This window comes from Terrabacter sp. Soil810 (genome assembly GCF_001429645.1).
Classification (GTDB): domain Bacteria; phylum Actinomycetota; class Actinomycetes; order Actinomycetales; family Dermatophilaceae; genus Terrabacter.
The window spans coordinates 130,697-155,391 of sequence record NZ_LMSW01000003.1 but is presented as its reverse complement, the minus strand read 5'-3'; the positions used below and the strand labels follow the sequence as shown (position 1 = coordinate 155,391).

At 72.4% G+C, this 24,695-nt stretch carries 19 protein-coding genes; 9 read left to right on the top strand and 10 right to left on the bottom strand.

The features are described 5' to 3' along the window. A complete protein-coding gene (locus ASG96_RS04710) occupies window positions 1-2,478 on the bottom strand; it encodes an immune inhibitor A domain-containing protein (RefSeq protein WP_057586952.1) in 2,478 nt (825 codons plus the stop codon). A gap of 218 nt (window positions 2,479-2,696) precedes the next feature. Further along, the gene (locus ASG96_RS04705; protein WP_235509066.1) at window positions 2,697-3,368 is read right to left on the bottom strand and encodes a hypothetical protein; all 672 of its coding nucleotides are present in this window, start codon (window positions 3,366-3,368) and stop codon (window positions 2,697-2,699) included. 71 nt (window positions 3,369-3,439) lie between these two features. Here ASG96_RS04705 and ASG96_RS04700 point away from each other — a divergent pair, with 71 nt between their 5' ends. The 3 genes from ASG96_RS04700 to guaA are packed head-to-tail and all read left to right on the top strand — an operon-like array spanning window position 3,440 to window position 6,198. Then, window positions 3,440-4,207, top strand: coding sequence for an SURF1 family protein (locus ASG96_RS04700; protein ID WP_235506846.1), 768 nt, complete (start codon window positions 3,440-3,442; stop codon window positions 4,205-4,207). Further along, window positions 4,204-4,599, top strand: coding sequence for a DUF3817 domain-containing protein (locus ASG96_RS04695; protein WP_056760771.1), 396 nt, complete (start codon window positions 4,204-4,206; stop codon window positions 4,597-4,599). The genes ASG96_RS04700 and ASG96_RS04695 overlap by 4 nt, the downstream gene beginning before the upstream one ends. Before the next feature lie 9 nt (window positions 4,600-4,608). Continuing rightward, window positions 4,609-6,198, top strand: a complete 1,590-nt coding sequence (gene guaA, locus ASG96_RS04690; protein WP_057586948.1) for a glutamine-hydrolyzing GMP synthase — start codon at window positions 4,609-4,611, stop codon at window positions 6,196-6,198. Between the two features lie 128 nt (window positions 6,199-6,326). Here guaA and ASG96_RS04685 read toward each other — a convergent pair whose 3' ends face one another. Next, entirely contained in the window at window positions 6,327-6,803 is a 477-nt protein-coding gene (locus ASG96_RS04685) for a hypothetical protein (protein WP_056760779.1), read from the bottom strand. Window positions 6,804-6,968: 165 nt separating this feature from the next. Here ASG96_RS04685 and ASG96_RS04680 point away from each other — a divergent pair, with 165 nt between their 5' ends. Further along, window positions 6,969-9,635, top strand: coding sequence for an asparagine synthase-related protein (locus ASG96_RS04680; protein ID WP_057586947.1), 2,667 nt, complete (start codon window positions 6,969-6,971; stop codon window positions 9,633-9,635). 40 nt (window positions 9,636-9,675) lie between these two features. Here the strand turns inward: ASG96_RS04680 and ASG96_RS04675 are convergent, their stop codons facing one another. The 3 genes from ASG96_RS04675 to ASG96_RS04665 all read right to left on the bottom strand — a co-directional run bounded on the left by ASG96_RS04675 (window position 9,676) and on the right by ASG96_RS04665 (window position 14,803). Beyond that, window positions 9,676-11,352 carry a long-chain-fatty-acid--CoA ligase gene (locus tag ASG96_RS04675; RefSeq protein ID WP_057586944.1) on the bottom strand — a complete coding sequence of 559 codons (1,677 nt, stop codon included), beginning with the start codon at window positions 11,350-11,352 and terminating at the stop codon, window positions 9,676-9,678. Window positions 11,353-11,473: 121 nt separating this feature from the next. Then, window positions 11,474-13,813 carry a heavy metal translocating P-type ATPase gene (locus ASG96_RS04670; RefSeq protein WP_056760788.1) on the bottom strand — a complete coding sequence of 780 codons (2,340 nt, stop codon included), beginning with the start codon at window positions 13,811-13,813 and terminating at the stop codon, window positions 11,474-11,476. A 168-nt stretch (window positions 13,814-13,981) separates the two neighbouring features. Next, a complete protein-coding gene (locus tag ASG96_RS04665) occupies window positions 13,982-14,803 on the bottom strand; it encodes a PIG-L deacetylase family protein (protein ID WP_057586942.1) in 822 nt (273 codons plus the stop codon). Window positions 14,804-14,838: 35 nt separating this feature from the next. Between ASG96_RS04665 and ASG96_RS04660 the strand changes: the two genes are divergently transcribed. From ASG96_RS04660 to ASG96_RS04645, 4 genes are read left to right on the top strand one after another with little or no spacing between them, the layout of a single operon-like run. Next, window positions 14,839-15,963 carry a glycosyltransferase family 4 protein gene (locus ASG96_RS04660; RefSeq protein WP_057586940.1) on the top strand — a complete coding sequence of 375 codons (1,125 nt, stop codon included), beginning with the start codon at window positions 14,839-14,841 and terminating at the stop codon, window positions 15,961-15,963. Then, window positions 15,960-16,670: an NUDIX hydrolase gene (locus ASG96_RS04655; protein ID WP_056760797.1), complete on the top strand. Its 711-nt coding sequence runs from the start codon at window positions 15,960-15,962 to the stop codon at window positions 16,668-16,670. Before ASG96_RS04660 ends, ASG96_RS04655 begins: the two co-directional genes overlap by 4 nt. Before the next feature lie 50 nt (window positions 16,671-16,720). Beyond that, the gene (locus ASG96_RS04650) at window positions 16,721-17,074 is read left to right on the top strand and encodes a hypothetical protein (RefSeq protein ID WP_056760800.1); all 354 of its coding nucleotides are present in this window, start codon (window positions 16,721-16,723) and stop codon (window positions 17,072-17,074) included. Window positions 17,075-17,104: 30 nt separating this feature from the next. Further along, window positions 17,105-17,314 carry a hypothetical protein gene (locus ASG96_RS04645; protein WP_056760803.1) on the top strand — a complete coding sequence of 70 codons (210 nt, stop codon included), beginning with the start codon at window positions 17,105-17,107 and terminating at the stop codon, window positions 17,312-17,314. Between the two features lie 165 nt (window positions 17,315-17,479). Here the strand turns inward: ASG96_RS04645 and ASG96_RS04640 are convergent, their stop codons facing one another. From ASG96_RS04640 to ASG96_RS04625, 4 genes are read right to left on the bottom strand one after another with little or no spacing between them, the layout of a single operon-like run. After that, window positions 17,480-19,048, bottom strand: a complete 1,569-nt coding sequence (locus ASG96_RS04640; protein WP_057586937.1) for an amidohydrolase — start codon at window positions 19,046-19,048, stop codon at window positions 17,480-17,482. After that, on the bottom strand, window positions 19,045-20,028 hold the full coding sequence (locus ASG96_RS04635) for a quinone oxidoreductase (protein ID WP_057587071.1): 984 nt from the start codon (window positions 20,026-20,028) through the stop codon (window positions 19,045-19,047). The genes ASG96_RS04640 and ASG96_RS04635 overlap by 4 nt, the downstream gene beginning before the upstream one ends. 10 nt (window positions 20,029-20,038) lie before the next feature. Next, entirely contained in the window at window positions 20,039-21,493 is a 1,455-nt protein-coding gene (locus tag ASG96_RS04630) for a wax ester/triacylglycerol synthase family O-acyltransferase (RefSeq protein WP_157610647.1), read from the bottom strand. Then, window positions 21,494-21,982, bottom strand: coding sequence for a GNAT family N-acetyltransferase (locus ASG96_RS04625; protein ID WP_056761158.1), 489 nt, complete (start codon window positions 21,980-21,982; stop codon window positions 21,494-21,496). A gap of 79 nt (window positions 21,983-22,061) precedes the next feature. On the opposite strand from ASG96_RS04625, the gene pcrA reads away from it, so the two are divergent. Then, window positions 22,062-24,551: a DNA helicase PcrA gene (gene pcrA, locus ASG96_RS04620; RefSeq protein ID WP_056760820.1), complete on the top strand. Its 2,490-nt coding sequence runs from the start codon at window positions 22,062-22,064 to the stop codon at window positions 24,549-24,551. Window positions 24,552-24,695: the final 144 nt, after the last annotated feature.

Genomic DNA, 24,695 nt, shown 5'->3' with positions numbered 1-24,695 from the left:
TCACTTCGGGGCGACGAGGACGTTGAGCGAGCTGCCCTGCTTCGACGAGCCCACGACGCGGATCGTCGTGCCGGTCTTCGGCACGTCGACGCCGTACCAGCCGGGCTGGTAACGGCCCGGGTGGGCACCGGTCGCACCGTGCTGGTCGGCGTTCACCCACCACGTCTTCGTGTCGTCGAAGACCGGCTGGGCCGGCTTCGAGGCAACCGTACCGGCGACGCCGGTGGCGGGGTTGTGCAGCGTGATCGCGTCGGTCTTCTCGAGTCCGAAGGTCGAGTCGTAGGACAGGATCCGGTTGCGCATCAGCGTGTTGTCCGCCCAGTGGGTGAACTCCGGGTGCGCGTCGACCGGGAGGACGAGACCGGACCCCGGGTGCTCGCCGACGTTGTTGTCGTTCTGCGAGCCGTCCCAGTAGTTGATGAGCAGCCCGTTCTGGTACGGGTAGCTCTCGACCATGTCCGGCTTCGTCGGGAACCCGAAGTTGTAGGCCGTCTTCAGCGAGGTGTCGTAGCCGTCGTACTGACGGTTCTCGGCGATGTACGCGTTGAAGAAGGCCCGCTCGACCGAGCCGGCTGTGGCCCGGAAGCCGCTGCCGTCAGCCGGGCTGAACGTCCAGCCGGCGTCGGACTCGGCGCCGTCGAGGGGCTGACCCGTGACGGCGATCGCGTCGACCTGGAAGCCCGGCGGCGGGGTGTCCACACCGGGCTGCCCGACCTGCGCGCCGTCCGCCTTGTAGCGGAACTGCAGCTGCACCGTCTTGCCGGCCCAGGGCGTGAGGTCGGCCGTGAGGTCCGTCCACGACGCCTTGACGCCGGTGATGCCCTGCCCGAGGTTGTTGCCGTTCGGGTCGGTCGTCCGCGACAGGCTCGTCGCGACGTTGGTCCACGTGGCGCCGTTGTCGGCCGAGACGCGGAGGTACGTGTAGTCCCAGTCCTCCTCGATGTTGTAGCGCGCCTTGGCCGCGAGTCCGACCGTGCCGGCCGGCAGGGTCACCGACTTCGTCATCGTCGTGTCGAGGTCGTCGGCGGCGCCGCTGTAGTACATCTTCGTGCCCTCGTAGGGGTCGCCGAGCTCGAGCGGGACCATCTTGTCCGGCAGGACGGTGAAGAGGGCCTGGGCCTGCTTCGTCGCCGGCACGTTGGAGCCGATGGTGTGCGAGGAGCGCTTGCCGGCGTACGCGACGTCGTAGAACGGCCCCTGCTTGCCCTGCGGCTGGAGCCAGCCGAGCTGGAAGAGCTCGTAGGCGCCCAGGTCGGTCGGGTCGTCGCCGATGCCGTCGGGGCCGCCGTCGCCGATGTTGGCACCGGAGCTCATGAGGGTCCAGAAGGCGGTGTTGTTCTCGGCGCCACCGGTGTTGCCGGAGGTGTCGTAGAGGTCGGGCAGGCCGAGGTCGTGGCCGAACTCGTGCGCGAAGACGCCGAGGCCGCCGTTCTCGGGCTGCATGGTGTAGTCGCCGACCCAGATTCCCGTGGGGTTGTCGGGCACGAGGGCGCTCGAGACGAGGCCCTTGTTGCTGCCGACGTTGACGCCGGCCCCGAGAGGGCCGCCGCCCTGGACGGCGGCGAAGGAGCGGTGGCTCCAGATGGCGTCGGTGCCCTGGTTGGGGTCGCCCGACGCCTCGTCGCCACCTGCGTGGACGATCTGGAAGTGGTCGATGACGCCGTCGGGCTCGTTGAAGTTGCCGTCGCCGTCGATGTCGTAGCGGTCCTGCTGGTCGAACGTCTTGAGGTACGCCTGGATCTCGGGCATCTTCTTGCCGGCGTCGAGCTGGCTCTTGACCCAGACCGCGAGGGCGTCACGCACGAGTGCCGTCGACGTGTTGCAGACGATGCTGCCGCAGTAGTTGCGGCCGTAGAGCGCCTCGTTGAACGGGACCTTGACCCACTCGGTGACGTCGCCCTCGACCGAGTAGCGGCCCGAGGACTGCGTCTCGTAGTACTTCGCCATCCGGTTGAAGTACATGTCCTGGTAGTGGGCACGGTTGTAGTCGGTCTGCCAGAGGGTCGAGTTGTCGACGGCGCGGTTGGGCGCGGGGATCTCGTTGTGGCGCGGACCGGTCACGTCGGTGGCGCTGCCGTCCTTCGGGGGGCCGGTGAACGTGCCGGGCGGGTACGAACCCGTTCCCCCGGGGTACTGCTGGTCGCCGAACTCGACGATGACGACGAAGATCTTGTCGGTTCCCTCGCGCTCGAGCTGGACGTACTGTCCCTTGCCCACCTTGGCGACCTTGCCCTGGGCGCTCGGGTCGCCCTTGAGCCGCTTCTCGAGCGCCTTCTGGCGCATCGCGTCCTGCTTCACCGCCTGGGGCGGGCGCAGGTTGTCGTTGCGGGCCTTGCCCGATGCCGCGTCGCCGGCCTTGGTCGTGCCGACGTTGGGAGCTGCCTGCACCGGAGACGCCGCGATGGCGCCGGTGACGAGAGCTCCCGTGGCGAGCAGGCCGATGAGCCTGCGACGCCCGGTGTGCTGTGATTGCCTCACGAGGACCGTCCCTGAAGTGTGAGTTTCCTGTGGGATGTCGTGCCCGCCGCTGATCTTCCGCTTCGCCCCCGAAGCGCGACTTTCGCAGTCAAGACTGCCGGGGAGGGTTGTGGCCGTTTCGATCCATCGTCGTTACCAATTCGAGATCTGACGGTTCTCCCGCTTCGTCGGGTCGGCCTGCGTTTGTCCGCATCTGCGCCCGGTTGAGCCCTCTGGGGTCAGAAGGTGACGAAGGTGTCCCGCGCGAGGAAGAAGCCGTGGCGGCTCGCCGTGTCGATGCACGTCACGCCGAAGCTCTCGCTCAGGCACGCCGTGGTGCCCGAGGGCTGCGTGCGCTTGCCGTAGCCGAGCTCCGGCTCGCCGCCGGTGCGGATCGTGTCGGAGTTGCAGACGGGCAGGGCTCCGCCCGGGCCGAGCTCGATGCGACCGATGTCCTGGGGGCCGCCGGCCGGGCAGATCGACGGCAGGGGCGGGTCGACGCGCCCCTTCGCGACCTCGCACGCGGCCGTTCCTGCGTCGGTGCTCCGCCGGCACACGATGTTGCCGCTCGGGCTCCGGAAGCGGTCGGTCACCGATGCCGCCGGTGGGGCGGCGTCGATGCGCCCCTGGGCCTCCGCGAACGACCTCGGGGCGCCGCGCAGCCGGCCGGCGGCCAAGGCCGTCGGCACCGGGGTGGCCGTCGGCGCACTGGTCGGGACCTCGGTCTGCGTGGGCTCGGGCGTCTCGGCCGGCGCCGTGCTCGGCGCGTCGACCGTGACCGTCACGGTGCGGCGGGGCGGCGGGATGTCCATCGCGCCGCACGAGGCGAGGAGGGACGACACGGCGAGGGAGGCCAGGACGACGACGATGCGACCCGGCATACGTGCTCGGTGTCGGCGCAACGTGGACATGGCGCAGGAGTCTGGCACGGATGGCCGCCCCGGGTCAGGTCGGTGCCGGGACGGTGACCTACCCTTGGGTCGTGTTCCGGCGCCTGCTCACCCCTCGCTGGGTCGGCCTGCTCGCCGCCCTCGCCGTGGTCGTCGCCGCCTGCGTCCTGCTCGGGATGTGGCAGCTGGGCGTGGCGCGCGACTCGGGCCGCAAGGACGCCGTGGCCGCTGCGTCGACACTCGAGCGCGCGCCGCTCCAGCAGGTGACCGCGCCGCACAGCGACTTCAAGGGCGACTACTCCAACCGGGCCGTCACCGTCACGGGGACGTATGCCGCCGGGCGCAGCCTGCTCGTCGTCGACCGTCGGCTCGACGGTCGGGTGGGCTCCTGGGTCGTGACACCGCTCGAGACCGAGGGTGGCACGGTGCCGGTGCTGCGCGGCTTCGTCGACGGCACGCCGGCGGCCGTCCCGGCGCCGCCGACCGGCGTGGTCACGGTGACGGGCACCCTCGGGCCGGGGGAGTCGCCCCGCGACGGTGCCCCGCTGGCCGCGCCGCAGGTGCGCTCGGTCGACCTCGCCTCCCTCGTCAACGAGTGGCCCGGTGACCTCTACAACGTCGTCGTCCTGGCCTCGGCCGAGTCCGCAGGGCCCGCCGACGGCACCCCGCTCGCCGCCGCCGGCCTCACCCGTGTGCCACCACCCCCGCTCGACGCCCCGCTCAACCTGCGCAACGCGGCGTACGCCGTCCAGTGGTGGGTCTTCGGGATCTTCGCGATCTGGATGTGGTGGAAGATGTTCCGAGCAGAGCAGCAGGCGGACGAGCCCGTCGCTGCACCGAGAGAAGGCGCCACGACGTGAGCACGTACCCCCAGACCCTGGCCAAGCCGCAGCAGATCCGGTCGGCGCTGGCGATCTACCGCGTCCTCGCGACCGTCGCGGGCATCGCCCTGTTCGTGCTCATCCTCGAGATGGTCATGAAGTACGTCTTCAAGCAGACCAACGTCCTCACGGAGTACTGGAGCCCGATCCACGGGCTCATCTACTTCGCGTATGCCGTGTCCGTCGCCAACCTGGGCCTCAAGGCCGCATGGGGTCCGGTGCGGATCGTCAAGAACCTCCTGGCCGGCTTCGTGCCCGTCCTCCCGTGGATCGCCGAGCGGCGCAACACCGTCCAGACGGAGGCGCTGCTCTCCCGCGCCTACGTCGCCGGCGACGGGACGGCGTCGGAGGGGCCCTCGCAGGGCCGTTAGGCTTGGCGCGTGACCGACGCGCAGCCGACCGACCTGCAGAGCCACCCCGTCCTCGTCGTCGACTTCGGCGCCCAGTACGCCCAGCTGATCGCCCGGCGGGTGCGTGAGGCGCAGGTCTACAGCGAGGTCGTGCCCCACTCGATGGCCGTGGCCGACTTGCTCGCCAAGGAGCCGGCCGCGATCATCCTGTCCGGTGGGCCCAGCTCCGTCTACGAGGACGGCGCCCCGCGGCTCGACCCGGCGCTGCTCGAGGCGGGCGTCCCCGTCTTCGGCATGTGCTACGGCTTCCAGTCGATGGCGCAGGCCCTCGGTGGCACCGTCGCCCGCACCGGCGCCCGCGAGTACGGCAAGACCGACGCCGCCATCAGCGACGTCGCGTCGACCCTCTTCGACGGCCAGCCTCCCAGCCAGACCGTCTGGATGTCGCACGGCGACTCCGTCAGCGCAGCGCCTGAGGGCTTCGCCGTCACGGCCACGACGGCCGGCACGCCGGTCGCGGCCTTCGAGGACGACGACCGACGCCTGTACGGCGTCCAGTGGCACCCCGAGGTGCTCCACTCCGAGCAGGGCCAGCGCGTCCTCGAGAACTTCCTCTGGAAGGGCGCGGGCATCACGCCGGACTGGACCCCCGGGCACGTCGTCGACGACCTCGTGACGACGATCCGCGAGCAGGTGGGCGAGGACCGCGTCCTCTGCGCCCTCTCCGGCGGCGTCGACTCGTCCGTTGCAGCCGCCTTGGTGCAGAAGGCGGTCGGCGACCAGCTGACCTGTGTGTTCGTCGACCACGGACTGCTCCGCGAGGGTGAGGCCGAGCAGGTCGAGCAGGACTTCGTGCAGGCCACCGGTGTCGACCTCGTCGTCGTCGACGCACGCGAGCGCTTCCTCGACGCGCTCGCCGGCGTCACCGACCCCGAGTCCAAGCGCAAGATCATCGGCGAGCAGTTCATCCGCGTCTTCGAGCAGGCGGCCCGTGACGTCGTCCACGACCGCGGCGACGAGGAGCACCCCGTCAAGTGGCTCGTGCAGGGCACGCTCTACCCCGACGTCGTCGAGTCCGGCGGCGGCGAGGGCGCGGCCAACATCAAGAGCCACCACAACGTCGGTGGCCTGCCCGACGACCTCCAGTTCTCCCTCATCGAGCCGCTGCGCACCCTCTTCAAGGACGAGGTGCGCCAGGTCGGTCTCGAGCTCGGCGTGCCCGAGGTCATCGTGTGGCGCCAGCCGTTCCCGGGTCCCGGCCTCGGCATCCGCATCATCGGTGCCGTCGACGCCGAGCGCCTCGCGATCCTGCGTCGCGCCGACGCGATCGCCCGCGAGGAGCTGACGAGGGCGGCCCTCGACCGCGACATCTGGCAGTGCCCCGTGGTGCTGCTCGCCGACGTCCGCTCGGTCGGTGTCCAGGGCGACGGCCGCACCTACGGTCACCCCGTCGTGCTGCGGCCCGTCGCGTCCGAGGACGCCATGACCGCCGACTGGGCCCGGGTGCCCTACGACGTGCTCGCGACGATCTCGACCCGCATCACCAACGAGGTCGAAGAGGTCAACCGCGTCGTCCTCGACGTCACGAGCAAGCCGCCGGGCACCATCGAGTGGGAGTGACCGCCTGACCCACGCTCAACCGTCGAGGGGCCACGTCTGGCCGCCTCGGCACCGTCGAAAGGTCACGTCTCGCCGCGAGGGGTGACCTTTCGACTGAAGTGGGGCGGGCCGTAGTGGCCTCTCGACGGTCAGCGGCCGGTGGCAGCGATGTACGTCCCGCCGTTGCTCAGCGGGTTGAGCAGGACGGCGGGGGCCAGGCACCGTGTCGGGAGGGTCACATGGGTCTCGATGACGGCGTCACCCGCGCTGCTGAAGGGCACTGGATCCGTCATGCGCAGGTCCTTGCCGTTGCACACGACGGTGGCCGACAGGGTCGCGAGCGGGTTGTCACCCCGGGTCGGGATGATGAGTCCCTCGACGTCCACCGAGAGGTCGCCGTCGGCGCGCAGGCGGGCCGTGCCCTCCGAGATGACCCATGGTGCGCCACCCCGGACGAGCCCGAAGAGCGGCGGGTCGGTGAGCTGGCTGCCCTGGAGCGGGGCCCGGAGGATGTCGCTGCGCGGGACGCCGCCGGCGTCGGCCGAGGCGCTCGAGGTGGCGGCAAGGGCTGAGACGCCGATGACGGCACCGGCGAGGAAGGCTGCGGTACGAGAGATCGCGTGCATGTCGGACTCCTGGCTGGGTGGACGGGAGAGAGAACCCCCTTGCGAGGACGACGGTCGGCCGTCGATCGGTTCACCGGCGGCGACGGTTGGTCAGGTGGGTCGGGGTGGGGTCCGCCGACCGGAGCGGGGTCGGGTCTCCCCGCGGGTCCAACTAGGGTGGAACTCATGTGCGGAATCGCCGGACACCTTGGTGTCCACGCCGACGAGGCCCTGCTCGACCGACTGCTTGCCACGCACCCGGGCTCGGGCGCCGCGGCGACCGCACGGGACGGTGACGCAGGCCTCGGGGTCCGGCAGGCGCGTCCGCTCCGGGCCGTCGGGGACTCCGAGACCGACGGAGTCGCCCGGCTCGCCGTGGCCCGCGGTGGGCGGTTCACGCTCGCCCTCGACGGCGAGCTCTACAACCGCGCCGAGCTGCGCGCCGACCTGGAGACCCTCGGCCACGACTTCGGGGTTGGCAGCGACGCCGAGGTCGTCCTGGCCGCCTTCACCGAATGGGGCACCGACGGCCTCGACCGGCTCGACGGTGCGTTCGCCCTCGCGGTCTGGGACCGCGACACGCGGCGGATGACGCTCGCGCGCGACCACTTCGGCGTGCGCCCCCTCTACGTGGCACGGGCCGGTGAGGGCTGGCTCGTCGCGAGCGAGATCGGCGGCATCCTCGACAGCGGCCTGCACGAGCGGCAGCCGGACGACCGGACCATCTACCGCTACCTACGCTTCCGCGTGCACGACGACGGCCGGTCGACCTTCTTCGCCGGCATCGAGCGCGTCGGCGCAGGCGAGGTCGTGACTCTCGGCGCCGACGTGCCGGGCGATCTCGAGCGACGTCCCTATACGAGGCTGCGGGAGGAGCTGACGGCCCTCTCGCGCTCGCCCCGGGCCTACTCCCCGGCGGTCGCCGACGAGTTCCGCACGCTCCTGACCGCGGCCGTACGCCGTCGCGCGACCTCGTCGGGGCGCGTCGGCACCTCCCTGTCCGGCGGGCTCGACTCGGCTGCCATCGCGGCACTCCTCGACGTCGTCGAGCACGAGCCGGGTCGGTCGGCCCATGAGGCGCAGGACACGTGGTCCGCGATCTACCCGGGCTCGCGCAACGACGAGCGCGCACACATCGACGCCGTTGTGGCTGTCCTCGGCGACCGCGTGCAGGAGCACCGCATCGAGCCGACACCGACGGAGTTCAAGAAGGACCTGCGCGACCTCGTGCGCACCCAGGAGGAGCCGCTCGTCTCGACCGGCGCCTACACGCAGTACCGCGTGCTGCGGGACGCGGCTCAGCGCGACACGGTCGTGCTCGACGGTCATGGCGGCGACGAGACGCTGGCGGGCTTCGGCCCACACCACCTCATCCACCTTCGCGGGCTGCGCAGCCACAGTGTGGCGAGCGCCGCGACCGAGCTCGGCCACTCGATCGACGTGCTCTACCGACGTGGGCGACCGCTCATCGGCGACCGGCTGCACGGTCGCAAGGACGTGCCGGTGACGTCGCTGCTCGACGCCGACTTCGCGCGCACCCACGCCTCCGAGGGCTACGACGTCGAGCGGGCCGACCTCCGGGCCCGACTCGCAGACGACGTCTTCGCCGGCTCGCTGCCGGCGCGTCTTCGCTACACCGACAAGAACGCCCGCCGCTTCGGCGTCGCCGTGCGCATGCCGTTCGTCGACCGTGACCTCGTGCGCTTCGTCTTCGGTCTGAGCGACGACGCCCTCGTCAAGGACGGCGTCGGCAAGCGGGTGCTCCGTGACGCGATGCGTGGGCTGCTGCCCGCCTCCGTCGTCGACCGCCGCGACAAGGTCGGCGCGACGACCCCGCAGGGCGAGTGGTTCATGCGCCTCAAGAACCACATCTACGGAGAGTTCCTCTCCGAGTCGTTCGCCAACCGGCCCTACTTCGACCAGACGGCCGTGCTGCACGCCTTCGAGGGCTGGATCAAGGGCACGAACTCGATCGACTCGATGACGGTCTGGCGCATGCTCAACCTCGAGCTGTGGCTCCAGGAGTTCTTCGACGAGCGCGAGCCCGAGCACGCCGGGCAGACCCCGCACGTCAAGACCGACTACGAGCCGAACGCCCGCAAGCAGCTCGACCTCGTGACCGCCGACGGCACGGCCGTGCGCCGCTACCCGTTGCGCACCGACCTCTACTCCCGCGAGGACGACCTCGAGGCCAGGACGCTCGGCTACATCGAGCGCTTCTTCGCAGGCCTGCCCACGGCGGTCCCCGACCATGCCGCCGCGACGGGGGGCCGCTGGTACTTCTTCATCTCCGAGAAGATCGTCGCCATCACGCAGGGCCGGTCCTACTTCATCTGGGACATCAAGGTCGGTCGCCCGGCGCGGCTGCTGAGCCGTTACGTCACGCGCACCCCCGCCGGCATCGGTCTCGGGTCACCCTTCACGATGCAGCTCGCCATCGAGGAGGCCGGCCTGCCGCGCGTGCTCTTCGCCTCGGCCGGCGGTGCGGTCGGCAAGGTGCTCGGCAGGCGAGGCCTCTTCTACGACCTCGTCGGCGGCGACATCCGTGCCATCGACGGCCCCACCGAGTACTCCGTCTACCCGGCCAACGTGTCGGCGAAGCTCGGTCCCAAGGATCCCGACGACGTCGCCGCGCACCTCTCGGCGGCGATCCGTGCGCGGGTGCCCGAGGCCTACCGAGACACGTTCGGTGGCACGGTCGTCATGGACGCCAACGACATCGGTCGCAACGTCCTCGGCAAGGACGCGCCGGGTCCCAAGGAGCGTTACGAGGCGATGTTCGCGGACAACCCGCTCGGCCAGGGGTCCGAGCAGACGCCCATGGCGATCGTCTTCGAGACACCTTCTGCCTGAAGGCTTTTCGTATGCCGTCCGGCGTCGAGGCGGCGGCGCGTCAGCTCTCGATGAGGGAGTCGCGCACCTGCTTGCGCAGGACCTTGCCGATCTGCGAGCGCGGCAGCTCGTCGACGACGACGACACGTCGCGGCACCTTGTAGGCGGCGAGGTCCGACCGGCAGCGGGCCCGGACGGCCTCGACGTCGAGCTCGACCCCCGGCTCGGTCGTCACCGCCGCCACGACGTCCTCGCTGCCGTCGTGCCTGGGCAGGCCGACGACCGCGGCGTCGGTGATGCCCGGCACGGTGCGCAGCACGGCCTCGACCTCCGACGGCATGACGTTGAAGCCGCCGGTGATGATGATCTCCTTGATGCGGTCGACGATCGAGACGAAGCCCTCGGGGTCGACGACGACGATGTCGCCGGTGCGGAACCAGCCACCGTCGAGCAGGGCGGCGGCGGTCTCGTCGGGCCTGCCCCAGTAGCCGCCGAAGACCTGCGGTCCGCGGATGAGCAGCTCGCCCCGCTCGCCGGGGGCGCGGTCCCGGGTCGGGTCCTCGGGGTCGACGACGCGGATGTCGGTGCTCGGGAAGGGAACGCCGACCGCGCCCGGCCGACGCTCGCTGCCGATGGGGTTGCCGATCGCCACGGGCGACGTCTCGGTGAGGCCGTAGCCCTCGACGAGCAGGCCGCCCGTCACGTCCTCCCAGAGCTCGAGCGTCTCCCGCGGTAGCGCCATGGCGCCGGAGATCGCGAACCGCGTTGCCGTCAGGTCGATCCCGCGCTCGCGTGCGGCGGTCGCGAGGCGCTCGTAGATCGGCGGCACGGCGGGCAGGAACGTCGGTGGGTGTCTCTTCGCTGCTTCGAGCACGAGCTCGACGTCGAACCGCGGGAAGAGGACGAGGCGTGCACCCATGCTCATCGCGAAGGTCAGGCACAGCGTGAGGCCGTAGGCGTGGAACATCGGCAGCACGGCGTAGACCACCTCCTGCCCCGGCGTCAGGCCGGGCACCCACGCGCGGCCCTGGGCGGCGTTGGCCATGAGGTTGCGATGACTGAGCATCGCGCCCTTGGGGACACCGGTCGTGCCGCTCGTGTACTGGATCGCGGCGAGGTCGCCCACGGACGGCAGCGGAGTCGAGGGGTCGACGGGGCCGTGGCCGACGAGGTCGGACCACGCTGTGGTGCCCGGCGCCGGCCCGGTGAGCTGGGCGCGCAGGGCCCGGGCCCGGGCGACGGGCAGTCGCAGGGCGATGCGCTTCGTCCAGGGCATGGACGCCGTGATGTCGACGGCGACGACGTGCGTGACACCGGGGAGCGAGGTGATGGACGCAGCCATCCGGTCCCAGGCGATCGCGACGGTCGCGCCGTGGTCGGCGAACTGGTGGGCCATCTCCGTCGGGGTGTAGAGCGGGTTGTGCTCGACGACGACGGCGCCGAGCCGGAGCACCCCGTAGAACGCGACGATGTGCTCGGGGCAGTTCGGCAGCACGAGTGCCACCCGGTCGCCCGCGTCGACCCCGAGTCGCCGCAGACCCTCGGCCGCCAGGTCGACTCGGCGCCCGAGCTCGGTGTAGGTCAGCTCGGCGCCGAAGAACTCCAGCGCCGGTCGGTCGGCGTACGTCGCCACGGCGTCGGCGAGCAGGTCGACGAGCGAGGAGACGGGTGGGTCGATCTCGGCAGGAACCCCTTCGGCGTAGTGGGCCACCCACGTGTGCTCCAGTCCCGCCGTCATCCGAGCCTCCGCTCCACGCCTGCCGCCGCGCGGCGCGGCACGACCAGTATGGCGGGGAGCGGGCTGACGGGTGGGCGCGCGTCCCAGCCACACGGCATACGCCCACCGTGCTCGCGAGGCATCAGCGCGGCGCACGGTGCCGACCGCCGCGGCGGGCAGGAGCGGTCGTGACCGGACCCGCGGGGACGAGCGCGAAGGCACCCTCCTCCTCCTGGCTGTTGTGCAGGCGGCACACGGCATAGAGGCCGTAGAGCAGCCGGCGCAGCTCGGTGACGTCCTCAGGTGCGACGGCCCCGGGCTCGAGCTCGTCGAGCAGGCGCCGCAGCCGCGAGACCTGGTGCTCGATCTCGGCGTGCGTCCGACGCATGGTCGTCGTCGCCGGCCCGCCGAGCGCCCGGGCCACGAGTGGCATGAGCTCCGCCTCGTCGGCGCGCTCGTGCGGGATCAGCTCGACCTCCAGGCGGTCGAGGAGCGCGCGCGCCGGGCGGAGGTCGCAGTCACGCGTGTGCAGCCCGTCGGCGACGGCGCGGACCTGCTCGACGGCCGCGATCGCGGCGTCGTGCCCGACGCGCAGACGGCGGGCCGTCGCCACGTCCTCGGCCGACATCGGCACGGTGTGCAGGCGGCTCGGGAGCAGCGCGCGCAGGGCGATGCCGATCGCGAGCACGTCGATGCCCTCCTGGAGCACGGCACCCGCTGCCGGCGGAAGGAGGCCGGCCGCGGCCGCGACCATCGCCACGAGCGAGAGACCCATCCCGACGACCACCGCCTCCATCGCGATCCGGTGGGACCGCCGGGCGATGAGGATCGCGTCGGCGACGGCGTCGACCCGGTCCACCGTCAGCACGACGTCGGCGGCCTCGGACGACGCGGTGGCGCCACGGGCGGCGAGGGCGACGCCCACTCCGGCTGCGGCCAGGGCGGGTGCGTCGTTGACGCCGTCGCCGACCATGACGGTCCGCGCCGCTGCCGACTCGTCGCGGATGGCGGCCAGCTTGTCGGCAGGGTCGCGGTCGGCGAGGACGGCGTCGACTCCGACGATCCGGCCGACGGTCTCGGCGATGTCGGCGCGGTCGCCGGTGAGCAGGACGGTCCGGCGGATCCCCACCTCGCGAAGGGCCGACACCATGCGCGGTGCGTCCGCGCGCACCGGGTCCTCGAGCAGGAAGGCGCCGGCCGGAGTGCCGTCGACGGCGACGAAGACCGTGAGGCACCCGTCGAGGGCGGCCCGGCGGCGCACCTGCCGCAGCCACGCCGGGTCGCTGTCGCCGACGATCCACCGAGCCTTGCCGAGCCGGACCCGTGTCCCACCGACGACGCCCTCGAGGCCGTAGCCGTGCACCTCCTGGACGTCCGTGGGGAGCACGAGGTCGAGCCCGCGGCCGCGGGCGGCCCCGACGAGGGCGCTCGCGAGCGGGTGGGGGGAGACCTGGTCGAGGGAGGCCGCGAGGCGCAGGACCTCCGGGGCGGGCGGGGCGCCGGGGGCGACGACGACGGATGCCAGCTCCGGCCGGCCGTGGGTGAGCGTGCCCGTCTTGTCGAAGAGCACGACCTCGCCGGCCGCGAGGGCCTCCAGCGCCGCGCCACCCTTGACGACGACGCCGATGCGCGATGCACGGGACAGGCCCGACATGATCGCCACCGGGGCGGCGAGCAGGAGCGGGCACGGGGTCGCGACGACGAGGACGGCGACGGCGCGCAGCGGGGAGCCGGAGACGGCCCAAGCGGCCCCGGCAAGCGCCAGCGTCAGCGGGACGAAGAGGACGGCGAAACGGTCGGCCGTGCGCACGAAGGGGGCCGACGTCGCCTGCGCCTGCTCGACGAGCCGGACGACGTTGGCGTAGGTCGAGTCCGAGGCCGACGACGTGGCCACGACGTCGACCGGAGGACCGACGGCGACCACCCCGCTGCGGACGTCGTCGCCGTTCGGGCGCTCGACAGGCATCGGCTCGCCCGTCAGGGCCGACTCGTCGAACGTGCCACTCGAGAGCAGTCGAGCGTCGACCGGCACGACCTCGCCCGTGCCGACGACGAGCACGTCACCCGGGACGACCTCCTCCACCGGTATGCCGTCCACGCGGTCGCCGGTGCGCCGCCGGGCTGTCCGCGGCGTCCGCTCGACGAGCAGGCGCAGCTCCCGGTCCGCGCGCGCCGCAGCACGGGCCTCGAGCAGGCGACCGCTCGCGAGCATGAGGGTGACCATGGCGCCCGCGAACTCCTCACCCACCCAGAGCGCGCCCGCCAGCGCCAGGACGGCGATGACGTCGACCGTGGGGCGTCGCTCGGCGACCGAGCGCACCGTCCAGACCAGGGAGAGTGCGAGCCCGAGCACGGTGGCGGCGACCCACAGGGCCCGTGCCACCTCGTCGGACCCGACCACGGCGGCGATCCCACCGCCGGCCAGCAGCATGGCCGACGTGACGAAGAAGACCGCAGGTGAGCGGCCGCGCCACCAGGTCACCCCTCCATGATCCGCCGCTCGTGAGGGCGCGGAACGCGTTGGGGACGGGCGTCACACCCTCGAGAGGCCACGTGTCGCCGCCTCCCACCGTCGAGAGGCCACGTGTCGCCGCCTCCCACCGTCGAAGACGTCGCGCCGCCTCCCACCGTCGAGAGGCCACGTGTCGCGTCAGTCGAGCCCGTCGAAGACGTCGCGACGGATGGGGTCCCCCGGTCGGGCCGACCGGTCGACGAACCACTCCCGGCCGAAGACGAGGTCGTACAGCGGGCGGGGGATCCGCAGGAAGGCTGCCAGGGTGCGGTCGGCGCCGCCGTCGGCGCTGGCCTGCGAGGCATGGGCGCGCATCGAGGCGCGCTTGGCGGCGATGTGGCGGCGGACGCTGATGCGGTGGGTGATCTCGCTGCGGGCCGAGAACGCGCGGTCGAAGCTCGAGCGGTCGAACTCGGGCGGGAAGCGGTACACCTTGGCGGCCAGGTCGATGGCCCGGCAGATGGTGTCCCGCGGGACCGTCGCCTCGAGCACCTTCGGCGTGCCCGCGAGCTCTGCGGCACGGCTGCCGACGAGATGGACCTGCTTGTGGTCAGGGTGCCCGTAGCCGCCGTTGGGCTCGTAGTGGAGGAGCACGTCGACGTGCTCCTCGCGCAGGATCGCGGCGAGTCGCCGGGCGGCCTCCTCGACGTCGGCGCGGACGAAGCGCGTCGTGCCGGGCGGGTCGGGGGCCACCTCGGGACCGAGGCCGCTGTCGGCGTAGCCGAGGTGCTCGACGCGGGCGACGCCGAGGGCCTTCGCGCTCGCCCGGAGCTCGTCCATGCGGGTCGCTGCGAGGGCTCCGTCGCCCGTGAACTCCGTGGCGGCGAGACCGAGCTCACCGTCCGTCGCGACGACGACGACGACCCGGTGGCCCTCGGCGGCGGCGCGCGCCATCGTCCCCGCGGTCAGCAGGGCCTCGTCGTCGGGGTGCGCGTGGAAGGCGAGGAGGGTGTGCGGCACAGTCACCCATCTTGGCCCATGGCACAGTGTCTTCCGTGAAGGTGGCGCTCCTCTCCGACTGTTACCTGCCCCGACTGGGCGGGATCGAGGTCCAGACGCACGACCTCGCGCAGCACCTGCAGGCGGCCGGCCACGAGGTCGAGGTGTTCACCGCCACCCGAGGCGCCAACGGTGAGATGCACGGTGCGGTCACGGTCGTCGACGGCGTGCCCGTGCACCGGATGGCGGCCCGGATGCCGTGGGAGCTGCCGATCAACCCGTTCGCCCCGGCCGAGCTGCGTCGACGGCTGACCGCCGGTGGCTTCGACGTCGCCCACGTACAGACCGGTGTCGTCTCGCCGTTCGCGTGGGACGCCACGCGGGTCACGGTGGGCCTCGGTCTGCCGACCGCGATGACGTGGCACTGCATGCTCGCCGGGATGGCGCCGGTGTTCGACGCGGCCCGCTTCGTCCGGCGCTGGGCGTCGCTGGGCGTCGCGATGTCGGCCGTCTCCGACGTCGCCGCCGAACCGCTGCGTCGGCTCGTCGGGCCGGACGCATCCGTGGGCGTGCTACCCAACGGCATCGACGTCGCGCGCTGGGCCGTCGGTCCTCTCGTGCGCGAGCCCGGGCCGCTGCGGCTCGTGACCGCCATGCGGCTCGCGGCCCGCAAGAGGCCGGCTGCTCTCGTCGGGCTCGTCGCCGAGGCCGAGCGCAGGGCCGGGCCGGGGTCGGTCTCGCTGACGGTGCTGGGCGAGGGGCCCGACCGGCGCAAGGTGGAGACCCTCGTGCGCGAGCGCGGCCTCGACTGGGTGTCCCTCCCGGGACGCGTGTCGCGCGACGAGCTGCGCGGGCGGTATGCCGTCGCCGACGTCTACCTGTCACCTGCCCGCCTCGAGTCGTTCGGGATCGCAGCCCTCGAGGCCCGGACCGTTGGGCTCCCGGTCATCGGCCGGTCTGGCTCCGGCGTCGGGGAGTTCGTCACCGATGGTGTGAACGGCCTTGTCGTGTCGAGCGACTCGGAGATGACCGACGCGATTGCACGCCTTGCCGCGGACCCCGGGGAGGTCGCCCGGCTCCGCCGGTTCAACGTCGAGCACCCGCCCGACCAGGAGTGGTCGCGTGTCGCGGCGCTCACCGTGGCGGAGTACGAACGGGCCGTCGGGCTGGTTCGGCGATGAGGACGAACGTGCCCGGTGGGCTCCGTGTCGTCGCCGTCCGGCCGGACGGCTCCCGTGTGGCCGAGTCGCGGCTGGGGCACGGCGAGCACCCGGACGTCGTCCTCGGCGCCGCGGGCTGGCTCGTCGAGACGCCGGTCTTCGCGACCGTGGTGGCCGACGGGGCGCTCGAGCTCGGCTACCGCGTGCGCGAGCTGGACGGCATACGCCCTCGGGCCGAGGCGGTGCGTCGCGACGCCGGCGTCGGCGACGACGAGGTGGGCGACCCCTTCCAGCGGGTCGCTGCCTACGCGGTGGTGACGAGCGAGCGCGGGGTGCTCCTGACGCAGTTCAACGCCCGGACCCACGTGCCGGGGGACTGGGGGCTCCCCGGCGGCGGCCTCGACGACGGCGAGTCGCCCGTCGACGGCGTCCATCGCGAGGTGTGGGAGGAGACGGGCCAGCGCATCGAGCTCGGCGAGCTGCTCACGGTCCAGTCGCAGCACTGGGTGGGGCGTGCCCCGTCCGGAGGGCTCGAGGACTTCCATGCGGTCCGGATCGTCTATGCCGCAACGTGTCCCGAGCCCGGGGCGGTCGTCATCCACGACGTCGGCGGCACGACGTCCGACGCGCGCTGGGTGCCGTTCGACCGGATCGGCGACTACCCGCTGACGTCGTCATGGCGGCGCCTGGCCGCCCTCCAGGAGCTCGCGGTCCCGCCCGGGTCGTGAGGGGGAGGGGCCGGGTCGCGTGAAGTACGACGCTCCGTAGGATGTCGGCCATGGACCTCGTCTACAACCTCCTCGTCGCCCTCCACCTGCTCGGCATGGCCGCGGTCGTAGGAGGCTGGATCGCCGTCCGCAGCGGCCGCACCGTCATCGCGCCGATCGTCTGGGGCGCCCGGGCACAGCTCGTCACGGGTCTCGCCCTCGTCGGCATCGCGTCGGCGATCAAGGACGACGACCACACGGTCGACAACACGAAGATCGCGGTCAAGCTCGTCATCGCGCTCGTCGTCCTCGTCGCCGCAGAGATCGGTGCCGCGCGCGGTCGCAAGGGGCAGGACACCGGCAACCTGCTCGACATCGCCGGTGGTGCCGCGGTGGTCAACGTGCTCGTCGCCGTCCTCTGGTGAACGTCTTCGACCGGGCCCGGAGACGCTGAGATGCGCTGGAACGCAGGCGTTCTCGCCGGTCTGCTGATCGGTCTTGTCTGGGTCGTCGTCGGGCTTGCGCTCGTCGTGGCCGGTCGGCGTCGGGGCCGGATGTCGCGCGCCGACGGCGCCGGCAACATGGCGGTGATCGGTGTCTTCCTGCTCGTCGTCGGCGGGCTCACGTGGTTCGCCACGCTCCTGCTCGCCGTCGTCCCCGGCTGATCGAGCGGTCGGCCGCCGACGCCGACGCCGCCGACCGACGACCGTTGGTCGTGCCTGACCGCGCCAGCCGCGTGTCGTGCCGGCGTGTCGCGGGGTGTCGGAGACCAACGGTCGTCGGTCGGCCCCCTGGTGGCCCTCGGAAGGAGCCGGGCGTATGCCGTGTCGTCAGGAGCGCTGGTAGGCGATCTCGCCGCCGACCCAGGTCTGGAGCACCACGGTGTCGCGGATGTCGGACGGTGACGACTCCTCGAGCGCCCACAGGTCGCGGTCGACCGCGACGAGGTCGGCGAGCTGGCCGGGCACGAGGCGCCCCACGTCGGTGCGTCCGACCGACTCGTGCGCGGCGACCGTGAAGGCGTGCACGGCCTCGGTGAGCGTGACCCGCTCCTCCGGGCGCCAACCGCCCAGCGGCTGGCCGTCGGCCCGCTGCCGCGTGACCGCGGCGTGGAGGCCGTAGAAGGGGTTCGGGTCCTCGACCGGCGCGTCCGAGCCGAACGCCACGCGCACGCCGGCGTCGAGGAAGGTGCGCCACGCGTACGACGCGAGCCGGCGCGGGCCGATGATCTCGTCGGCGAGGTCGAGATCGGCCGTGCAGTGGGTCGGCTGCATCGAGGCGACGACGTCGAGGGCCCGGAAGCGGGGGACGTCGACCGGCAGCACGTGCTGGGCGTGCTCGATGCGCAGCAGCGTGTCGAGGCCCTCCGCGCGGACGGCCTCGAAGGTGCCGAGGACGAGCCGGTTGGCCTCGTCGCCGATGGCGTGGGTCACGACGTCGAGGCCGTTGCGGGCCGCCAGCATGGTGCGCTCGAGGAGCACGTCGTAGGGCATCGCGGCGATGCCGCAGCCCTCGTGTCCGATGAACGGCTCGGTCATGTGGGCCGTGTGCGAGCCGAGGGCGCCGTCGCTGAAGAACTTGACCGGGCCGACACGGAAGACGTCGTCACCCTGTCCCGAGCGGCGTCCCTCCGAGATCGCGAGCTCGAGGTCGGGGTCGCGCGTGCACTTCGTGACGCGCAGCCGGAGCGCTCCGTCGGCGTGCAGCTCGGCGTAGGCCGCGCGAGCGTCCTCGCCGTCGATGTCGGTGATGCTCGTGAGGCCGACGGAGAGCAGCCAGTCCTGGCAGCGCTCGAGCCAGGGCCGCAGCGGTGACTCCTCGCGCGGGATGACGTCGAGCAGCTGCTGGGCCGACTCGCGGAGGATGCCCGTCGGCTCGCCCGAGGCGTCGCGCACGATCTCGCCGCCGACCGGGTCGGGAGTGTCGCGGGTGATCCCGGCCTGTTGCAGCGCAAGGGAGTTGGCCCAGATGGTGTGGCCGTCGACGCTCGACAGTGCGGCCACCCGGTCGCCCGAGACGGTGTCGAGGGCATGCCGGTCGGGCTGCTCGGGGACGGCCCAGCGGTTGTGGTTCCACCGACCGCTGTGCAGCGCCTCGCCATCGGGGAGCCCCTCGGCGTGCGCACGCACCAGCTCGAGCGTCTCCTCGAGCGACCGCGCCTCGCGCAGGTCGACGGACGACAGGTCTCGCGAGAGCCACTCGGTGTGGATGTGGGCGTCGTGCAGTCCCGGCATGACGAGGGCGCCCGGCAGGTGCACGGTCTCGGCCCCGGACGCCGTCTCCACGGCCTCGGCACCCGTCGCCACGATGCGGCCGTCCTCGACGAGCAGCGCCTCGGTCCAAGGGTTCTCGCTGGCGCCGGTCCAGATGCGGTCGTGCCGGAAGAGCGTGCGGCTCATGCGCCGGGCACCAGGATGAGCTTGCCCGTCGTGCGGCGCCCCTCGAGCGCCTCGTAGGCCGACGCCGCCTCGGTCAGCGGGTAGCGTCCGCCGATGTCGATCGCGAGCGACCCGTCCGCCACGGCCCCGAGCACCTCGCCGGCGCGCCACTCGTACTCCGCGCGCTCGGCGACGTAGTGCGCGAGCGTCGGCCGCGTGAGGAAGAGTGACCCGCTGCTGTTGAGTCGCTGGATGTCGAAGGGTGGCACCTGGCCGCTCGCGCCGCCGAAGAGGACCATCATGCCGCGCGGCCGCAGCGAGGCGAGGGACGCGTCGAACGTCGACCTCCCGACGCCGTCATAGGCGACGTCGACGCCGCGTCCGGCGGCGTCCCGGACCGCGCCCGCCAGGTCGTCGACCGCCGAGTAGTTGACGAGGTGCTGGGCGCCCAGCGTCTTGGCGATCTCGAGCTTCTCGTCGGAACCGGCCGTGGCGACGACGACTCCACCCCGGGCGGTGACCATCTGCACGAGGAGCTGCCCGACGCCACCGGCCGCGGCGTGCACGAGGGCGACGTCACCCGGCCCCACGGCATACGTGCTCGTGACGAGGTAGTGGGCGGTGAGCCCCTGGAGCATGGCGGCCGCCGCGACCTCGAGGTCGACGCCGTCGGGGACGGGGACGACGAGGTGCGCAGGCTTGTTGACGAGCGTGGACTCGCTGCCGCTCGACTGGCACCACGCGACCCGGTCACCGACGGAGACGTCGGTGACGCCCGCGCCGACGGCGGTGACGGTGCCGGCGCCCTCCTCCCCGAGGACGAACGGCGTCGTCACGGGGTAGACGCCCTGGCGCTTGTAGACGTCGATGAAGTTGACGCCGGCGGCGGCCACCTCGACCTGGACCTCGCCCTCGGCGGGGTCGGGGAGGTCGTGGTCGCGGACCTGCAGGACGCTGCGGTCGCCGGGCTCGGAGACGAAGACGCTGGTCGCTCGGTTCATGCTCGCCACCCTACGACCGTGGTCGTCTCCGTCTCGGGGCGGTCGGCCCACCGGACCCGGCATCACCGATGCGCACGAGGAGCGCCACCTCGTCCTCGAGCGCCGCGAGCAGCGACTCGGGGTCGGGGACGACGGACTCGTCGGCCATGATGCCGATCCGCACGGCGTCGTCGTAGGTGACGATGCAGAAGCCGAGCGTGTGCCGGCCGGAGCCGGGCACCCAGCCGAGCACGCCGGTGACCGCGACTCCGGCGAGGTAGCGGACGTCCCGCGGGCCGGCGACGTTGGTCGTCACGCCGATCGCCTTGTCCGCGAAGAAGTCCACGACCCGGCGCTCCACCGCCGCGGGGACACGGCCGATGACGGAGATGAGGGCGAAGGTGAGGGCTGCCTCGGGCGACGCCTTGAGCCAGTCCATCCGCGCCTTCGACAGCGCGAGGCGCCCGAGGGGCGTCGCGTCGCGGCTCGGGAAGCGCAGGAACACGAGGGCGAAGCGGTTGCCGAGCTCTTGGGGCAGCGGCTGGTCGAGGGGGCGGACGTTGACCGGGACCATGGTCACGAGGTCGACGGGCTCGCGGCCCCGCTCGTCCTGGTAGTCGTGCAGGGCGCCGGCCACGGCACTCAGGAGCACGTCGTTGAGCGTCGCCCCGACGAGCCGCCCCGCCTGCTTGAGCCCCGGGAGCGGCAGCGGTTCGGTCCACACGAGACGCTTGCGGTGGCCGGGGACGCCTCCGACGGCACTGGTCGGGTTCGTGGTCAGCAGGAGGTCGGAGACGACCTGGCCGGTGCGCAGGGTGAGTCCCGCGGCCTCCGTCAGCGCGGCTCGGGCGCCCTTGGAGCGCAGGCGATCCCATCCCGCGCGCGTGGCGTTCCCAGCGAGTCGGAGGCCCGAGGCGACGGCGTCGGACGAGGCGGCCGTCGCGAGGGGCGAGGTCGCGAGGTCGGTGGTGGCCTGGGGCCCGACGAGGTCTCCGGGGAGCCCGTCGGCGTCCTCGGTCAGTCCGAGCAGCACCCGGGTCAGGGCGATGCCGTCGGCGAGGGCGTGGTGGATGCGGAAGACGAGGGCGGCACCGGACCCGTGGCCGTCGACGAGGTGGACCTCCCAGAGCGGCCGCGAGCGGTCGAAGGGGCGCGGCAGGTGGTCCTCGACGTAGGCCTGCAGCTCGGCGTCCGCGGCAGCGGTGGTCGCCGCCCCCGAGAGTGTCGCCCGGCGCACGTGGCGTTCGAGGTCGAAGTCCGGGTCGTCCTCCCACCGGTGCCCGGTGAGGCCCCGAGGGAGTCGCGCACGCTGGCTGAAGACGGGGTAGGGCTCGATGATCCGCTCCCGGACCACGTCGAGCACGCGGTCCCAGTCCGGCACCGACTCGAGCAGGACGACCGACACGATGACCATGAGGTTGGTCGGGCGGTCCATGTTGAGCCAGAGGACGTCGGCCGGACCCATCCGCCGCGGAGGGCGCGTCACCTACGGGCCCGCCAGTCGCGAGAGCGCGTCGCCGTCGAGGCGGAAGGTCGTCCAGTCGTCGAGGGAGCGGGCGCCGTGGGCGCGGTAGAAGTCGATCGAGGGTGTGTTCCAGTCGAGCACCGACCACTCGAGCCGGGTCCAGCCGCGCTCGACGCACGTCGCGGCGAGCCGGGCCAGCAACGCCTTGCCGAGGCCGTGGCCGCGCTGCTCGGGGTCGACGAAGAGGTCCTCGAGCCAGATGCCGGCCCGGCCGGTCCACGTCGAGAAGCTCCGGAACCAGATCGCCATGGCGACGACCGCGCCCTCCCGCACCCCCACGAGGGCGTATGCCGTGGGGTCGCCCCGGTCGGGGAAGAGCGCCTCGCGGAACTGCTCGGGCGTCGCCGTCGCCGACTCCGGCTCCTTCTCGTAGGCGGCGAGCCCCCGGACGAGGCGGATGAGGTCGGGGACGTCGGCAGCCGACGCCTCACGGATCTGGAAGTCGCTCACGCCGCCATCCTCTCCCGGCGCGCGGGGCTGTGCGTCGTGGTCGGGTGCTGTGGGTGGTTCGACGTAGGCTTGGTCGATCATGAGCACGCTCTTCGACGACCTCCCCATCCCCGGTTTCGAGCACGGTCAGGGCGCGCCCTCCGGCGGGTCCGGGCGCCCCGGGCGTGGCGCAGACGTCACCGAGCAGGGCGTCCCCACGTGGGCCGAGGCCGCAGCCCGCGGCGGCGTCGAGACCGCCCAGCAGGGTCGCGCCGACCTCGACCCCGCGGTCCTGCTCGAGGGCCTCAACCCCGAGCAGCGCGAGGCGGTCGTCCACGAGGGCACGCCCCTGCTCATCGTCGCCGGCGCCGGTTCCGGCAAGACCCGCGTGCTGACCCACCGCATCGCGTGGCTGCTCGGCGAACGCGGCGCGCAGCCGGGCCAGATCCTCGCCATCACCTTCACCAACAAGGCCGCGGCCGAGATGCGCGAGCGCGTCGAGGCGCTCGTCGGCCCCCGGGCCCGGGCCATGTGGGTCATGACCTTCCACTCGGCGTGCGTGCGCATCCTGCGCCGCGAGGCAGCCAAGGTCGGCATGAAGTCGACCTTCTCGATCTACGACGCCGCCGACAGCCAGCGACTCATGAGCCTCGTGCTGCGCGACCTCGACCTCGACCCGAAGCGCTACCCGCCGCGCGGCTTCTCGGCCCAGGTCAGCAACCTCAAGAACGAGCTCATCGACGAGGAGACCTACGCCTCGCAGGTCACCGAGGGCAACCACTACGAGCGCACCGTCTCCGACGCCTACACCCAGTACCAACGGCGGCTGCGCCAGGCCAACGCCCTCGACTTCGACGACATCATCATGATGACGGTCAACGTCCTGCAGGCCTTCCCCGACGTCGCCGAGTACTACCGCCGCCGCTTCCGCCACGTGCTCGTCGACGAGTACCAGGACACCAACCAGGCGCAGTACCAGCTCATCAAGGAGCTCGTCGGCGAGGTCAGGGGCCCCGAGGGCGCCTACGCCGTGCCGCCGGCCGAGCTGTGCGTCGTCGGCGACTCCGACCAGTCGATCTACGCCTTCCGCGGCGCGACGATCCGCAACATCCTCGAGTTCGAGAACGACTACCCCGACGCGCGCACCATCCTGCTCGAGCAGAACTACCGCTCGACCTCGCGCATCCTCCGGGCCGCCAACGCCGTCATCGCCCGCAACGAGGGGCGTCGGGCCAAGAACCTCTGGACCGACTCCGGCGACGGGGCGATGATCACCGGCTACGTCGGCGACAACGAGCACGACGAGGCCGCCTTCGTCGCCAAGGAGATCGACGACCTCGCCGACCACGGGGTCAAGCCCGGCGACGTCGCCGTCTTCTACCGCACCAACGCCCAGAGCCGCGCCATCGAGGAGGTGCTCGTGCGGGTCGGCCTGCCCTACAAGGTGGTCGGCGGCACGCGCTTCTACGAGCGGCGCGAGGTCAAGGACGCGCTGGCCTACCTGCGGGTCGTCTCCAACCCGACCGACACGGTCAACCTCCGCCGCATCCTCAACACCCCCAAGCGGGGCATCGGCGACCGTGCCGAGGCGTGCGTCGCGGCCCTCGCGGAGCGCGAGCGCATCCCGTTCGTCGCGGCGCTCGGTCGCGCCGAGGACGCCCCGGGCATCGCCACCCGGTCGGTCGCGGCGATCCACGGCTTCACGGCACTGCTCGAGAAGCTCCGGACCTCATACGAGGCCGACGACAGCATCGCGGCCCTGCTCGAGATGACGCTCGAGGAGAGCGGCTACCTCGCCGAGCTCCGCGCGAGCCACGACCCGCAGGACGAGACCCGCGTCGAGAACCTCGCCGAGCTCGTCGCGGTTGCGCAGGAGTACGACGACCGCCGCGCCACCGAGCTCCAGGAGTCCGGCGGCGAGCTGGCGCCCGGTGTCGAGCCCGAGGACGTCGGCCCGGCGGGGGCGCTCGAGGAGTTCCTCGAGCAGGTCTCGCTCGTCGCCGACGCCGACGAGATCCCCGACGAGCCCGAGGCCAAGGCGCAGGGCGTCGTCACCCTGATGACGCTCCACACGGCCAAGGGACTCGAGTTCCCCGTCGTCTTCCTCACCGGCATGGAGGACGGCACCTTCCCGCACCTGCGCGCCCTCGGTGATCCCAAGGAGCTCGAGGAGGAGCGCCGCCTCGCCTACGTCGGCATCACCCGGGCCCGCGAGCGTCTCTACCTCTCGCGCGCGGCCGTCCGGTCGGCCTGGGGTGCGCCGCAGTACAACCCTCCGTCGCGCTTCCTCGACGAGATCCCGGGCGACCTGCTCGACTGGCAGCGGCTCGGCCCGTCGTTCAGCGGTGCCCGCGGCTCCGACCGGCCGGCAGTGGCCACGCTCGCGGCCCGGCCCGGCGTCCGCAGCGCCGGCAAGCGACCCGTCATCGCCCTCCAGTCGGGCGACCGGGTCAGCCACGACTCCTTCGGTCTCGGCACGGTCGTGCGGGTCGAGGGCGACGGCGACAAGTCGATGGCCCACGTCGACTTCGGCGCCGACACCGGCACGAAGCGCCTGCTGCTGCGCTACGCCCCCCTCGTCAAGCTCTGACGCGGCGCCGTCCGGTCGCTCCCGGTCGGCCTCCCTGTCTGCCCGCCGATGGCGTATGCCGTGTGGCGCGGTGGCGTGCCCGCGTGAGCGCCCTTGTGGCGCAACGGCATACGCGCACCAAGGCCGACGGCTCGACCACGCTGG